This window comes from Sphingomonas aquatilis, assembly GCF_014196115.1.
Taxonomy (GTDB): domain Bacteria; phylum Pseudomonadota; class Alphaproteobacteria; order Sphingomonadales; family Sphingomonadaceae; genus Sphingomonas; species Sphingomonas aquatilis.
Genome location: NZ_JACIDB010000005.1, coordinates 112,165 through 126,493 on the forward strand (window position 1 = coordinate 112,165; position 14,329 = coordinate 126,493).

17 protein-coding genes are annotated in these 14,329 nt (G+C 65.2%); all 17 read left to right on the top strand.

Going from position 1 to position 14,329, the window contains the following annotated elements:
• Positions 1–40 precede the first annotated feature (40 nt).
• The 17 genes from thiE (at position 41) to nuoK (ending at position 14,326) form a co-directional block, all read left to right on the top strand.
• Positions 41–724 (top strand): thiamine phosphate synthase, encoded by a 684-nt coding sequence (gene thiE, locus GGR47_RS12840; RefSeq protein WP_147034766.1) that lies wholly within the window; start codon positions 41–43, stop codon positions 722–724.
• 141 nt (positions 725–865) lie between these two features.
• Entirely contained in the window at positions 866–1,876 is a 1,011-nt protein-coding gene (locus GGR47_RS12845) for a L,D-transpeptidase family protein (protein ID WP_147034767.1), read from the top strand.
• A 151-nt stretch (positions 1,877–2,027) separates the two neighbouring features.
• Complete coding sequence (locus GGR47_RS12850) at positions 2,028–2,627, top strand: M23 family metallopeptidase (protein ID WP_147034768.1); 600 nt, start codon at positions 2,028–2,030, stop codon at positions 2,625–2,627.
• A gap of 63 nt (positions 2,628–2,690) precedes the next feature.
• Positions 2,691–3,254, top strand: a complete 564-nt coding sequence (gene efp / locus GGR47_RS12855) for an elongation factor P (protein WP_017979186.1) — start codon at positions 2,691–2,693, stop codon at positions 3,252–3,254.
• 148 nt (positions 3,255–3,402) lie between these two features.
• Positions 3,403–4,215: an inositol monophosphatase family protein gene (locus GGR47_RS12860; protein ID WP_147034769.1), complete on the top strand. Its 813-nt coding sequence runs from the start codon at positions 3,403–3,405 to the stop codon at positions 4,213–4,215.
• A 212-nt stretch (positions 4,216–4,427) separates the two neighbouring features.
• Positions 4,428–4,802: an NADH-quinone oxidoreductase subunit A gene (locus GGR47_RS12865; RefSeq protein WP_017979184.1), complete on the top strand. Its 375-nt coding sequence runs from the start codon at positions 4,428–4,430 to the stop codon at positions 4,800–4,802.
• A gap of 5 nt (positions 4,803–4,807) precedes the next feature.
• Positions 4,808–5,359 carry a NuoB/complex I 20 kDa subunit family protein gene (locus GGR47_RS12870; RefSeq protein WP_017979183.1) on the top strand — a complete coding sequence of 184 codons (552 nt, stop codon included), beginning with the start codon at positions 4,808–4,810 and terminating at the stop codon, positions 5,357–5,359.
• Positions 5,356–6,198 carry an NADH-quinone oxidoreductase subunit C gene (locus GGR47_RS12875; protein WP_147034770.1) on the top strand — a complete coding sequence of 281 codons (843 nt, stop codon included), beginning with the start codon at positions 5,356–5,358 and terminating at the stop codon, positions 6,196–6,198. The genes GGR47_RS12870 and GGR47_RS12875 overlap by 4 nt, the downstream gene beginning before the upstream one ends.
• 20 nt (positions 6,199–6,218) lie before the next feature.
• On the top strand, positions 6,219–7,430 hold the full coding sequence (locus tag GGR47_RS12880; protein WP_172436197.1) for an NADH-quinone oxidoreductase subunit D: 1,212 nt from the start codon (positions 6,219–6,221) through the stop codon (positions 7,428–7,430).
• On the top strand, positions 7,427–7,765 hold the full coding sequence (locus GGR47_RS12885) for a nuclear transport factor 2 family protein (protein ID WP_147034771.1): 339 nt from the start codon (positions 7,427–7,429) through the stop codon (positions 7,763–7,765). Before GGR47_RS12880 ends, GGR47_RS12885 begins: the two co-directional genes overlap by 4 nt.
• Complete coding sequence (locus GGR47_RS12890) at positions 7,765–8,433, top strand: complex I 24 kDa subunit family protein (protein ID WP_043059727.1); 669 nt, start codon at positions 7,765–7,767, stop codon at positions 8,431–8,433. Before GGR47_RS12885 ends, GGR47_RS12890 begins: the two co-directional genes overlap by 1 nt.
• Positions 8,433–9,737, top strand: coding sequence for an NADH-quinone oxidoreductase subunit NuoF (nuoF, locus tag GGR47_RS12895; RefSeq protein WP_147034772.1), 1,305 nt, complete (start codon positions 8,433–8,435; stop codon positions 9,735–9,737). Before GGR47_RS12890 ends, nuoF begins: the two co-directional genes overlap by 1 nt.
• Positions 9,737–11,740 (top strand): NADH-quinone oxidoreductase subunit NuoG, encoded by a 2,004-nt coding sequence (nuoG, locus tag GGR47_RS12900; protein ID WP_147034773.1) that lies wholly within the window; start codon positions 9,737–9,739, stop codon positions 11,738–11,740. Before nuoF ends, nuoG begins: the two co-directional genes overlap by 1 nt.
• The gene (gene nuoH, locus GGR47_RS12905) at positions 11,737–12,786 is read left to right on the top strand and encodes an NADH-quinone oxidoreductase subunit NuoH (protein ID WP_017979176.1); all 1,050 of its coding nucleotides are present in this window, start codon (positions 11,737–11,739) and stop codon (positions 12,784–12,786) included. Before nuoG ends, nuoH begins: the two co-directional genes overlap by 4 nt.
• Positions 12,787–12,880: 94 nt before the next feature.
• Positions 12,881–13,369 carry an NADH-quinone oxidoreductase subunit NuoI gene (gene nuoI / locus GGR47_RS12910; RefSeq protein WP_172436196.1) on the top strand — a complete coding sequence of 163 codons (489 nt, stop codon included), beginning with the start codon at positions 12,881–12,883 and terminating at the stop codon, positions 13,367–13,369.
• Between the two features lie 43 nt (positions 13,370–13,412).
• A complete protein-coding gene (locus GGR47_RS12915) occupies positions 13,413–14,024 on the top strand; it encodes an NADH-quinone oxidoreductase subunit J (protein WP_017979173.1) in 612 nt (203 codons plus the stop codon).
• A complete protein-coding gene (gene nuoK / locus GGR47_RS12920; RefSeq protein ID WP_017979172.1) occupies positions 14,021–14,326 on the top strand; it encodes an NADH-quinone oxidoreductase subunit NuoK in 306 nt (101 codons plus the stop codon). The genes GGR47_RS12915 and nuoK overlap by 4 nt, the downstream gene beginning before the upstream one ends.
• Positions 14,327–14,329 lie beyond the last annotated feature (3 nt).

Consider the following 14,329-nt stretch of genomic DNA (forward strand, 5'->3'; position numbering starts at 1 on the left):
GCGGCTTTCGTCGCGGCGGCAATCGGGGTAGGGGCCGGGCATGACCGAAGACGATCCGCTTGGCCCCCTCGATCCTGAATTCGCGGCACAGTTCCGCCGTGACGACCGTCGGCCGCCGTGCCAACTCTATCTGATCTCGCCGCTCGACGTAGCGGGTGGCTTCGCCGACCGATTGGCCCGCGCGCTCGACGCGGGCCCCGTCGCGGCCTTCCAGTTCCGCGTGAAGGATATCGACCGGCACGCCGCAGCGAAGCTGGCGGAACCGCTTCAGCGTCTGTGCGCGGACCGCGAGGTCGCGTTCATCGTCAACGACAGCATCTCGCTCGCCAAGCGGCTGGGCGCCGACGGCGTGCATCTGGGTCAGGACGATGGCGATCCGCGGGAAGCGCGTGATGTGCTGGGGCCCAATGTGCAGATCGGCGTGACCTGCCACGACAGCCGACACCTTGCCATGGAAGCGGGCGAGGGCGGCGCGGACTATGTCGCCTTCGGCGCCTTCTATCCGACGACGACCAAGGCGGTTAAGCACATGCCGGAGCCGTCGATCCTGTCCTGGTGGGCGTCGATGTTCGAACTGCCCAGCGTCGCGATCGGCGGCATTACGCCGGACAACGCCGCGCCGCTGGTGGCCGCCGGCGCGGACTTCCTCGCTGTGTCCGGCGCGGTGTGGAACGGCGACGAGGCCGCCGCCGTGGCCGCATTCGCGAAGGTGCTGAACGGCTGAGCCGTTGACTCCCGTCGCCCCGGGGCCCGTCCGGGGCGACGAAGGCGGGCGGCGAAGCGCCCCGCACAAAACCACTGTTCCACGAAACCCTTAGCCCCTCCGCCCGTTGATCCGCCTGCGTAACGGTCAGGGAGCGGATTGATGAAGGCGGCACTCACCACGGCACTCTTGGCGGGCGCCGCGCTCGCCGCGTCGGCGACGGCACAGGCGCCCCAAGCCGCCCCGGCGGCCAAGCCCGTCGACCGCAACCTGCTCCATGTCCAGGTCATCCTCGATTCGCTCGGCTTCGGTCCCGGCCTGCTCGACGGGAAGGGCGGCCAGTCGCTCACCGCCGCGCTGAAGGGGTTCCAGGAGGCCAAGGGCCTGCCCAAGACCGGCAAGCCCGACGCCGCGACGCTCGCGGCGCTTTATCCCTATCGTGCCAAGCGCCCGACCGCGCGCTTCATGCTGACGCGCGAGGCGCTCGCCGGGCCGTATATCAACCCGCTGCCCAAGGATTACGGCGAGCAGGCGAAGCTGCCGACGATCGGCTATGCGACGCCGATGGAAAAGCTGGCGGAGATGTTCCACACCAGCCCCGAGACGCTGATCGCGCTCAATTCCCCCTCGACGCGGCTGAAGGTCGGCAACACGATCGTCGTCCCCAATGCGCTGCCCGCGTCGCGCAATTACGACGCCAAGCTGCCCGATCACTGGCGCCAGACGCTCAATATGCTCAACGTCGACGCCAACCAGCCCGTTGCCGACCACATCGTCGTCGACAAATCGGACAAGGTGCTCCGCGTCCTCGATAAGGACGATAAGTTGATCGCGCAGTTCAGCGCGACGATGGGGTCCGAGCACGATCCGCTGCCGCTGGGGACGTGGAAGATCTACGGCGCCGATTACAACCCCAAGTTCCACTACAACCCCGCGCTATTCTGGGATGCGAAGAAGGGCGATGAGAAGGAGTTGCTGCCGCCGGGGCCGAATGGTCCGGTCGGGGTGGTGTGGCTCGACCTGTCGAAGGAGCATTACGGCATCCACGGCACACCGCACCCCGAACTCATCGGCCGGACGGAAAGCCATGGCTGCATCCGCCTGACCAATTGGGATGTCGCGCGCCTGGCGCAGATGGTGAAGCCGGGCACCAAGGCGGTTTTCCAGGCTTGAGTGGGATGGTAACGCTCGCACCAAAGTTCGCGTCACTCCTTACTCGTTCCGGGGTCCACTCCGCGGCGAGGGGGGCGGCTAGAGCCTCCGGCCATGCCCTTGCTGACCGGTGGACCCCGGAACACGTCCGGGGTGACGAAGGGGAGGGTGCATGACTCGCCTCGGCTGGGGCATTCTTGTCGGCTTGGTGCTGCTCGGAGCGGCGTTCGTCGCCATGACCCGCTTCGGCACCGCCGACCCCTCGGCGCGCCGCGTGACCGCAACGGCGAGCACCCCCGAACCGGCCGCCGAGGCCACGGCACCGACCGGCCAACTCACCGTGCCTGTCGCCGGCATTGCCCGATCGACCATCATGGACAGCTGGAACGACCCACGCGAAGGCGGCAGTCGAGGGCATCACGGCACCGACATTCCCGCCCCCGCCGGCACCCCCGTTCTCGCCGCCGCGGCCGGCCGCGTCGAAAAGCTGTTCCAGTCCGGCCGCGGCGGTACGACGCTCTACATCCGCTCGCCCGACCGCCGCTGGGTCTATTATTACGCACATCTGTCGGGCTATGCGCCGGGTATGGCCGTCGGCCAGCCCGTGCGGGCCGGGCAAACGATCGCCTATGTCGGCGACACCGGCGATGCGGGTGCGGGCAATTATCACCTCCATTTCGGCATGCAGCGCATGGGGGCGAGTGATCGCTGGTATCAGGGCCAGGACGTCAATCCGTTCCCGATGCTTGCCGGGTCGGCGCCCGCACGGTAAAGCGCCGCCACCCGGCGTGGCTCATCGCCCGCCAAACTCGCTCTTTCCAGTAGGTTCAATCCCATGAAGATCAGCGGCGTGGACATCCGTCCCGGCAACATCATCGAATATGAAGGCGGCATCTGGCGCGCGGTCAAGATCCAGCACACGCAGCCCGGCAAGGGCGGTGCGTACATGCAGGTCGAGATGAAGAACCTGATCGACGGCCGCAAGAACAACGTCCGCTTCCGCTCGGCGGAGACGGTCGAGCGCGTCCGCCTCGACACCAAGGATTTCCAGTATCTGTTCCGCGACGGCGACCAGCTGACCTTCATGGACAAGGAAAGCTACGAACAGATCACGCTCGACGCGGGCATCCTGGGCGACGCTGCGGCCTTCCTGCAGGATGGTATGGACGTCGTGCTCGAACTGTATGACGAAAAGCCGATTTCGGTCGAACTGCCGAGCACGATCGAAGCGACGATCGTCGAGGCGGATGCCGTGGTGAAGGGGCAGACCGCCTCGTCCAGCTACAAGCCCGCCATCCTCGACAATGGCGTCCGCGTGATGGTGCCGCCGCACATCGGTGCCGGCACGCGCATCGTCGTCGACGTGTACGAGCAGACGTACGTCCGCCGCGCGGATTGATTGATGATCCCTCTCCCATCGGGAGAGGGTGGCCGAGCGTAGCGAGGTTGGGTGAGGGCAGGGCCTTCATCCGACCCTCACCCTCCCACCGCCTGACGGCGGCGGGCCCCTCCCTCTCCCGCCGGGACAGGGGTACAGAGATTATCCCATGCCCTCCCATTCCGGCCTCTTCACCGTCATCGAGCGCGCCGCCCGCAAGGCCGGCACCGCGCTGCGTCGCGACTTCAACGAGGTCCAGCACCTCCAGGTTAGCCGCAAGGGGCCTGCCGACTTCGTGTCGATCGCCGACAAGCGTGCCGAGCAGACCCTCTTCGAGGAATTGCGCAAGGCGCGTCCCGACTGGGGCTTCCTGATGGAAGAGGGCGGCGAGGTGAAGGGTGATCCCGACAAGCCGCGCTTCATCATCGATCCGCTGGATGGCACGTCGAACTTCCTCCACGGCATCCCGCATTTCGCGATCTCGATCGCGGTCGAGGAGCTGACGCCGGCCGGCAAGCGCGAGATCACGACCGCGCTCGTCTATCAGCCGCTGACCGACGAGAGCTTCTGGGCCGAAAAGGGCCGTGGCGCTTGGCTAACCGACCAGCGCCTGCGCGTCTCGGCGCGCCGCGATCTGTCGGAAGCGCTGATCGCCACGGGTATCCCGTTCCTGGGGCATGGTGATTTCGTCCAGTGGAGCCGCATCTTCGGTGCGGTCGCCCCCGAAGTCGCCGGCATCCGTCGTTTCGGCTCGGCCGCGCTCGACCTCGCCTGGGTCGCCGCGGGTCGCCTCGACGGCTATTGGGAATCGGGCCTGAAGCCATGGGATACGGCGGCGGGGCTGCTGCTCGTCAAGGAAGCCGGCGGCTATGTCACCGACTTCCGCGGGGCCGACCGGGCGATGGAAAAGAACGAATTCCTCGCCGCCAACGACGGCCTGCACGTCAAGCTGCACAAGCTGGTCGCCGGCGCGCTGCGTTAAGCGAGCCGTCCCGCACTCACCCTCGCCCATCGGTGCTGCCCGCCTCTTCCCTCCCCCATCGGGAGAGGGAGGGAGCGGCGTAGCCGCGGAAGGGTGACGGCCTGCGCCTGAACCGCGCCTTTCTGCGATTCATTCTCACGCCCCACGGCCTTGCCCGACCCGGCGTGGAGGCCTAAAGCCACCCCATTCCTATCGCATGTGCGAGATGCCCTTTGGTTGACCTGTCGCAATATCTGCCGATCCTGCTTTTCCTGGGCGTCGCTATCGCGCTGTCGAGCACCTTCGTGTTCCTGCCGATGGCGGTGTCGCGGCTGACCGGCAGCAACAAGCCGAACGAGCAGAAGCTGTCGGAATATGAGTGCGGCTTCCCCGCGTTCGAGGATCCGCGCAGCCAGTTCGACGTGCGTTTTTATCTGGTCGCGATCCTGTTCATCATCTTCGATCTTGAAGCCGCGTTCCTATATCCTTGGGCAGTCTCGGTTTTCAGCATCGGCTGGACCGCATGGATCTCCATGATGATCTTCATCGGCGAACTGGCCCTCGGCCTCGTCTACGCCTGGAAAAAGGGAGCGTTGGATTGGGAATGACCCCCATGTCCGGACCCGTTGAACTCGATCGCTCGGCTGCTGGCACCGCTTTGGTGCAGCCGGACCAGGGCTTTTTCGACAGCCTGAACGGCGAGCTGACCGACAAGGGCTTCCTCGTCACTTCGACCGAGGAGCTGTTCCAGTGGGCGCGTACCGGCTCGCTGTGGTGGATGACGTTCGGCCTCGCCTGCTGCGCGGTCGAGATGATCCACGTCAACATGCCGCGCTACGACCTCGAACGCTTCGGTGCCGCGCCGCGCGCCAGCCCGCGTCAGTCGGACGTGATGATCGTCGCGGGCACGCTGTGCAACAAAATGGCGCCGGCGCTCCGCAAGGTCTACGACCAGATGTCGGAGCCGAAGTACGTCATCTCGATGGGCAGCTGCGCCAACGGTGGCGGCTACTACCATTATAGCTACAGCGTCGTGCGCGGTTGCGATCGCGTGGTGCCGGTGGACATCTATGTCCCCGGCTGCCCGCCGACCGCGGAAGCGCTGCTCTACGGCATCATGCAGTTGCAGCGGAAGATCCGCCGCAGCGGGAGCATCGAACGGTGAGGGCGCCCGCTCCCGCCTTCGCGGCGAACCTCAACGGTGAAACGATCGAAGCGGTCCGCGCGACGCTCGGCGCGGCGCTGATCGACGCGGTCGACCAGGTCGGCGAGGTTGCGCTTTACGTGGAGCGTGAAGCGATCGCCGACGCGCTGACCAAGCTGCGCGATACGCCCGGCCTCGAATATCAGCAGCTGATGGAAATCGCCGGCGTCGACTATCCCGATCGCGTCGAGCGGTTCGAGGTCGTCTATTGCCTCCTGTCGCTGACGCGGAACCACCGCCTGCACGTCCACGTCGCCACCGACGAGGATAAGCCGGTGCCGTCGGTCACGGGCATCTGGCCGGTCGCCGGTTGGCTGGAGCGCGAGGTGTACGACATGTACGGCGTGCTGTTCGCCGGGAATGCCGACCTGCGCCGTATCCTGACCGACTATGGTTTCCGCGGCCATCCGCAGCGCAAGGACTTCCCGCTCTCCGGGTTCGTCGAGATGCGTTATTCGGAAGAGGCGAAGCGCGTCGTCTATCAGCCGGTTCAGCTGGCGCAGGACTTCCGCAACTTCGACTTCCAAAGCCCGTGGGAAGGCGCGCAATATGTGCTACCGGGCGACGAGAAGGGCATGGTCCCCGAAGCCAAGGGCGCGCCGACGCCGCTGAAGGCGGATACGATCGTCAAGGCGGATGCGCCGACGCAGCCGAAGGCGGCGCCTGTCACGAACGAGCCGAAGACCACGGAGGCGCCGTCGCAAACGGGCGCGGGCGAACCGCATGCGGGCAACAAGGGCGGCGACAAGCCGGCCGCGTCCGACGTGATCCCGACCAAGGGCCAAGGACAGAACCAGTGAGCGACTATGTCGACGAACTGATGCACGTCACCGATGCCGCCGATCCGACGACCGGCGACGTGACGATTCAGAACTACACGATCAACTTCGGCCCGCAGCATCCTGCGGCGCACGGCGTGTTGCGCCTCGTCATGGAGCTCGACGGCGAGATCATCGAGCGTGTCGATCCGCACGTCGGCCTGCTGCATCGCGGCACCGAAAAGCTGATCGAATACAAGACCTACGCCCAGGCGCTGCCGTATTTTGACCGGCTCGACTACTGCTCGCCGATGTGCATGGAGCACAGCTTCGTGCTCGCGGTCGAGAAGCTGCTCGATATCGAGGTGCCGCTGCGCGCCCAATATCTGCGCGTCTTCTTCGCCGAACTGACCCGCATCTCGAACCACATGCTCAACCTCGGAAGCCACGTCATGGACGTCGGCGCGATGACGCCGAACCTGTGGCTGTTCGAGATCCGCGAGGACTGCCTCAACTTCTTCGAGCGTGCCTCGGGCGCGCGCATGCACCACAATTACATGCGTCCGGGCGGCGTCCATCAGGACGTGCCGCTCAAGCTGCTGACCGATATCGCCGACTGGCTCGACACGCGCCTGCCGCGCCTGTTCGAGGACGCGATCTCGCTGGTCGCCGACAATCGCATCTTCAAGCAGCGCAACGTCGATATCGCGACGGTCAGCCGCGAAGATGCGATCGCCTGGGGCTTCTCCGGCCCGATGATCCGCGCCGCGGGCATTCCCTGGGATCTGCGCAAGTCGCAGCCCTATGACGCCTATGCGCGCATGGACTTCGACATTCCGGTCGGTACGCGTGGCGACTGCTACGACCGCTTCATGGTGCGCGTCGAAGAGGTCCGCCAGTCGGCGCGGATCATGAAACAGTGCCTCGCCGAAATGCCGGAAGGGCCGATCGCGTCGACCGACCGCAAGGTCGTTCCGCCCAAGCGCGCCGAGATGAAGAGTTCGATGGAAGCGCTGATCCATCACTTCAAACTCTACACCGAGGGCTATCACGTCCCGGCCGGCGAAGTGTATGTCGCGACCGAAAGCCCCAAGGGCGAGTTCGGCGTGTTCTTGGTCGCCGACGGATCGAACAAGCCCTATCGCTGCAAGATCCGTCCGACCGCGTTCAGCCACTTGCAGGCCATGGACTTCATGTCGAAGGGCCACATGCTGGCGGATACGACCGCGATCCTGGGCGCGATGGACATCGTGTTCGGCGAGTGCGACCGGTGAGCATCGACCGGTCCGGCATCGCGCACGCCATGATCGCGCGCTACAATGCGCAGGACGTCGACGCCTATGTCGCGTTCATGACCGACGATGCCTGCGAGGCGGGCTATCGCGGCGCCGTGCTGCGCGAGGGCCGGGAAGGCGTGCGGTCGGGCCTCAAGGCGATGTTCGCGCAATATCCGCAAAATCGTGCGGACATTCTCGCGACGTTCGAGCTGGGGGAAACGGTCGTCCTGCATGAGGCGGTCGAGCGTGCGCCCGGTGGCGAGACGTTCGAAGTCATGTCCGTCTATTCGTTTGAAGGCGACAAGGTGTCGCGCGTGGAGTTCATCCGCTGATGGCTGAAGCAGCCCAGATCCCCGACGAAGCCGAAACCCGCGCACGCTGGGGCGGTTTCGCGTGGACCGAAGAGAACCAGAAGAAGGCGAACGAGATCCTCGCGCGCTATCCCGCCGGTCGTGAGCAGTCGGCCTCGATCCCGTTCCTCGACCTGGCGCAGCGTCAGGTCGGTGCGGAAACGCAGACGCAAGGCTGGCTGCCGGTTCCGGTGATCGAGTTCGTCGCGCGCCAGATCGGCGTGCCGTACATGCGCGTGTTCGAGGTCGCGACCTTTTACACGATGTTCAACCTCGCGCCGGTCGGCCGCTATCACGTCCAGGTCTGCGGCACGACGCCGTGCATGCTGCGCGGGTCGGACGACGTGCTGGCGGCGTGCAAGAACAAGGGGCTGATCAAGGGCAAGACGACGCCCGATGGTCTGTTCACGCTGACCGAGGTCGAGTGCCTCGGCACCTGCGCCAACGCGCCGATGGTCCAGATCAACGACGACAATTACGAGGACCTCGACTACGATCGCACCATCGCGGTGCTGGAGGCGTTGGCCAAGGGTGAACAGCCGAAGACCGGCTCCACCATCGGCCGCCAGACGAGCTGCCCCGAAGGCGGCCCGACGACGCTGACCGCGATGACGCAAGAGAACCATGATTACCGGAGCGAGTGGGCCTGATGCTTGCCGACAAGGATCGCATCTTCACCAACGTCTACGGGTTCCAGCCTTGGAACCTGCAGGCGGCGTTGAAGCGTGGCGACTGGGACAATACCAAGGCGCTGATGGCGCTCGGCCAGGACGCGATCATTGACGTCATCAAGGCGTCGGGTCTTCGCGGTCGTGGCGGCGCGGGCTTCCCCACGGGCACCAAATGGTCGTTCATGCCGAAGGAGCCGAAGCCCGATCGGCCGAACTTCCTCGTCATCAACGCCGATGAATCCGAACCCGGTTCGTGCAAGGACCGCGAGATCATCCGCCACGATCCGCATAAGCTGATCGAGGGCGCGCTGATCGCCGGCTTCGCGATGCGCGCGCGCGCCGCCTACATCTACATTCGCGGCGAATATATCCGCGAGGCGGAGACGCTGTTTGCGGCCGTCGCCGAGGCGTATGACGCCGGGCTGATCGGCAAGAATGCCTGCGGTTCGGGCTACGACTTCGACGTCTTCGTCCATCGTGGCGCCGGCGCATACATCTGCGGCGAAGAGACCGCGATGCTCGAAAGCCTCGAAGGCAAGAAGGGGCAGCCGCGCCTCAAGCCGCCGTTCCCGGCGGGTGCGGGTCTGTATGGCTGCCCGACGACGGTCAACAACGTCGAATCGATCGCGGTCGGCCCGACGATCCTGCGGCGCGGCGCCGAATGGTTCTCCAGCTTCGGCCGTGAGAACAACAAGGGCACCAAGCTCTTCCAGATCAGCGGCCATGTGAACAAGCCCTGCGTCGTCGAAGACGCGATGGGCCTCACCTTCCGCGAGCTGATCGAGACGCATTGCGGTGGTATCCGTGGAGGCTGGGACAATCTGCTGGCGGTCATCCCCGGCGGTTCGTCGGTGCCGCTGGTGCCCGCCAAGGACATCATCGATGCGCCGATGGACTTCGATGGCCTGAAGGCGGTCGGTTCCGCCCTCGGCACCGCGGCGGTGATCGTCATGGACAAGTCGACCGACATCGTCCGCGCGATCAGCCGGATCAGCTACTTCTACAAGCACGAGAGCTGCGGCCAGTGTACGCCGTGCCGCGAAGGCACCGGCTGGATGTGGCGCGTGATGGAGCGGCTGCGCACCGGCGATGCCGACATCGCCGAGATCGACACGCTGCAGCAGGTGACGAAGCAGGTGGAAGGCCACACGATCTGTGCGCTGGGCGATGCCGCCGCCTGGCCGATCCAGGGCCTCATCCGCCACTTCCGCCCGGAACTGGAACGTCGCATCAACTCGCGCAACGGTGGCGATCTCGCCCCGATGCAGGAAGCTGCCGAATAATGCCGAAGCTTAAAGTAGACGGGATCGAGGTCGAGGTGCCGCAGGGAGCCACCGTGCTCCAGGCTTGCGAGGCGGCGGGCAAGGAAATCCCGCGCTTCTGCTACCACGAACGGCTGTCGATCGCTGGCAATTGCCGCATGTGCCTCGTCGAGGTGAAGCCGGGGCCCCCCAAGCCCCAGGCGTCGTGCGCGCTGCCCGCCGCGGACAATCAGGAAGTGTTCACCACCACGCCGATGGTGAAGAACGCGCGCGAAGGCGTGATGGAATTCCTGCTGATCAACCATCCGCTCGACTGCCCGATCTGCGATCAGGGCGGCGAGTGCGACCTGCAGGACCAGTCCGTCGCCTACGGCAAGGGCCACAGCCGCTACACCGAGAACAAGCGGGCTGTGACCGAGAAGTATATGGGGCCGATCGTCAAGACGATCATGACCCGCTGCATCCAATGCACCCGCTGCGTCCGCTTCGCGGAAGAGGTTGCGGGCGTGGAGGAAATCGGCGCGATCTATCGCGGCGAGGACATGCAGATCACCAGCTACCTCGAACAGGCAGTGACGAGTGAGCTGAGCGGCAACGTCGTCGACCTGTGCCCGGTCGGTGCGCTGACATCGAAGCCCTACGCCTATGAAGCGCGGCCGTGGGAGCTCAAGAAGACGCTGACGATCGACGTCCAGGACGCGGTAGGCACCAACATCCGCCTCGACAGCCGCGGCCGTCAGGTGCTGCGCTGCGTCCCGCGCATCAACGAAGACGTCAACGAGGAATGGGCGCACGACAAGACGCGCCACCACGTCGATGGCCTGGTGCGTCGCCGCCTCGATCGTCCCTATGTGCGCCGTGACGGCAAGCTCGTCGCGGTCAGCTGGGACGAGGCGTTCGGCGTGATCAAGGATCGCGTCGCCGCAGCCGGATCGAACGTCGCTGCGGTGGCAGGCGATCTCGTCGATTGCGAGACGATGTATGCCGCCAAGGCGTTGCTCGCGACGCTCGGTTCGACCAAGCTTGAAGGCCGCCAGACCGGCATGGACTATGATACGTCCAGCCTCGCCGCGGTGAACTTCAACACCACGATCGCGGGCGTCGAACAGGCGGACGCGATCCTGCTGGTCGGCACCAATCTGCGCTGGGAAGCGCCGCTGATCAACACGCGCATCCGCAAGGCAATCAAAAAGGGCGCGAAGGTTTTCGCGATCGGGTCGGAGACGGAGCTGACCTACAAGGTCGAATGGCTCGGCGCCGATCTGTCGCTGCTCGGCAATCTGCCGGAGGCTGCGGCCAAGATTTTCACCGACGCCAAGGCGCCGATGGTGATCGTCGGCGGTGGTGCGCTGAAGGGTGGCCATGGCGCCGCACTCGCCTTCGCCAAGCAGTTCAACCTGGTGCGTGACGGCTGGAACGGCTTCAACGTCGTTCACATGGCGGCGAGCCGCATGGGCGGGTTGATGCTCGGCTATGCGCAGAAGGGCGGCATTGCCGATCTGCGCGACGCGGGTGTCACCTTCTTCCTGGGCGCGGACGAGGTGGATTTCACCGCGTTCGGCGGCTTCAAGGTCTATATCGGCCATCACGGTGATCAGGGCGCGCATCATGCCGATGTGATCCTGCCGGGTGCGACCTATGCCGAAAAGTCGGGCACCTGGGTCAACACCGAAGGCCGCGTCCAGCGTGGCGAGCGCGCGGTGTTCGCACCGGGCGACGCGCGCGAAGACTGGACGATCTTCCGCGCCTTGTCGGAAGTGCTCGGCCACACGCTGCCGTTCGACACACTCGCCGGCCTGCGCGAAGCGATGGCGACCGAGGTGCCGGCGCTGCGCCATGTCGGTCAGCTGGCCGGTTACGCATGGAACCCGCCGGCGCTGGATGGCGCAGGGCAGGGGAGCCTTTCCGGCTATCCGATCAAGGACTTTTATCTGACCAACGCCATCTGCCGCGCGTCCCCGACGATGCAGCGCTGCTCGGCCGAACTGGTCCATGGCGAGACGTTCGCGGAGGCGGCGGAGTGACCGATTTCTTCAACACCACGGTCGGGCTGCCCTATGGCTGGGCGTGGTTCGTCTCGACCATCATCGGCATCTTGGTCATCGCGCTGCCGCTGATGCTCGCGGTCGCGATGATCATTTACGCCGATCGCAAGATTTGGGCGGCGATGGCGCTGCGACGCGGTCCGAACGTCGTCGGCCCGCTCGGCCTGCTTCAGTCGTTCGCCGACGGCCTCAAGGTCTTCCTGCAGGAAACGATCGTGCCGGCCGCGGCCAATCGCACGCTGTTCCTGCTGGCGCCGATCATCACCTTTACGGTGGCGTTGATCGTGTGGGCGGTGGTGCCGTTTGGGGCGGGCGTGGTGCTGTCCGACATCAACGTCGGCCTGCTCTACGTGCTCGCAGCCTCTTCGCTCGGCGTCTACGGCATCATCCTGTCGGGCTGGGCGTCTAACTCGAAATACCCCTTCTATTCGGCGCTCCGTGCCGCCGCGCAGATGGTGAGCTACGAAGTCGCGATCGGCTTCGTCCTCGTCACGGTCGTGCTGTGGGCGGGCAGCTTCAACCTGTCCGCGATCGTGCTGGCGCAGCAGAACCTCTACGGCCTGCCGATCAACGGCTTCGTGCTCAACCCGCTGCTCTTCCCGATGTCAGTGGTGTTCCTCATCTCGTCGATGGCGGAAACGCAGCGCGCGCCGTTCGACCTGACCGAGGCGGAGAGCGAGCTCGTCGCCGGGTATCAGACCGAATATAGCTCGATGAGCTTCGCGCTCTTCTGGCTCGGCGAATATGCCAACGTGCTCTTGATGTGTGCGCTCAACGCGACGCTATTCTGGGGTGGCTGGCTGCCGTTCTTCAACTTCGCGCCGTTCACCTGGGTGCCGGGGATCATCAATCTCTTCATCAAGATGCTGATCTTCTTCTTCATCTTCAGCTGGGTGAAGGCGACCGTCCCGCGCTACCGCTACGATCAGCTGATGCGTTTGGGGTGGAAGGTGTTCCTGCCGCTGTCGCTGCTCTGGGTGTTCCTGGTGTCGGGCGTGCTGATGTGGATGCGGGTGCCGCTATGAGCGCCATGCTCGCCAGCAACCTGTGGCGCCGTGCCTTGGGCGGCGTGATTATCGGATTGACGGTCGTCGCCATCGACCGGGTTATGGGGTTCGGATCGTGACCGTAGGTCAACTCGTCAAATCGTTCACGCTCTGGGAGTTCGTGAAGGCGCACGCCCTCACGCTGAAGTATTTCTTCAAGCCCAAGGCGACGATCAACTATCCCTACGAGCGCAATCCGATCTCGCCGCGCTTCCGCGGTGAGCATGCGCTACGCCGCTATCCCAATGGCGAGGAACGCTGCATCGCGTGTAAGCTGTGCGAAGCGGTGTGCCCGGCGCAGGCGATCACGATCGAGGCCGAACCGCGCGATGACGGCAGCCGCCGCACGACGCGCTACGACATCGACATGACCAAATGCATCTATTGCGGCCTGTGTCAGGAAGCGTGCCCGGTCGACGCGATCGTCGAAGGGCCGAACTACGAATTTTCGACCGAAACGCGCGAAGAGCTGATCTACGACAAGGCCAAGCTCCTCGACAACGGTGACCGCTGGGAGCGGGCGATCGCGGCGAACCTTGCCGCCGATGCGCCGTACCGTTAATGCGCGCCGCACTTGATTCCGGGCTGAGGGGGCCGACCAACTCGTGATCCAGGCCATAGCCTTTTATCTCTTCGCGATCGTCGTGATCGGGTCGGGTGCGATGACGATCTCGTCGCGCAACCCGGTGCATTCGGTCATGTGGCTGATCCTCGCCTTCTTCAACGCGGCGGGGCTGATGGTGCTCGTCGGCGCTGAATTCATCGCGATGCTGCTCGTCATCGTCTACGTCGGCGCGGTCGCGGTGCTGTTCCTGTTCGTCGTCATGATGCTCGACATCGAGGTCGCGCAGCTGCGCGCCGGGTTCGCCCGCTATGCGGCGCTGGGCCTGGCGCTGGCGGTGGCGCTTGCCGCCGAGATCCTGATCGGTATCGGTGCGTGGAGCGCCGGCGGCCTGAAGATCAGCCAGCGCATCGCGCCGATCGACGGCACCGTGCCGAACATCCAGGCGATGGGGCAGCTGCTCTACACGCGCTATCTGTTCGTGTTCGAGGCGGCGGGCTTCGTGCTGCTGGTCGCCATGATCGGCGCCATCGTGCTGACGCATCGCCAGCGTGGCGGCGTGCGCGGGCAGAATATCGCCCGCCAGAATGCGCGCCGTCCCCAGGATGCGACGCGCAACACGCAGCCGACGGTCGGCCAGGGGGTCCAGCTGTGATTGGTCTGACGCATTATCTGGTCGTCGCGGCGATCCTGTTCACCATGGGGGTGCTCGGCATCTTCATGAACCGCAAGAATCTGATCGTCATCCTGATGGCGATCGAGCTGATCCTGCTCGCCGTGAACATCAATCTCGTCGCCTTCTCGGCCTTCCTCCACGATCTGGTCGGCCAGATCTTCGCGATGTTCGTGCTGACCGTCGCGGCGGGTGAGGCGGCGATCGGGCTGGCGATCCTGGTGATCTATTTCCGTGGCCGCGGCACGATCGCGGTCGATGACGTCAACCGGATGAAGGGCTGATTT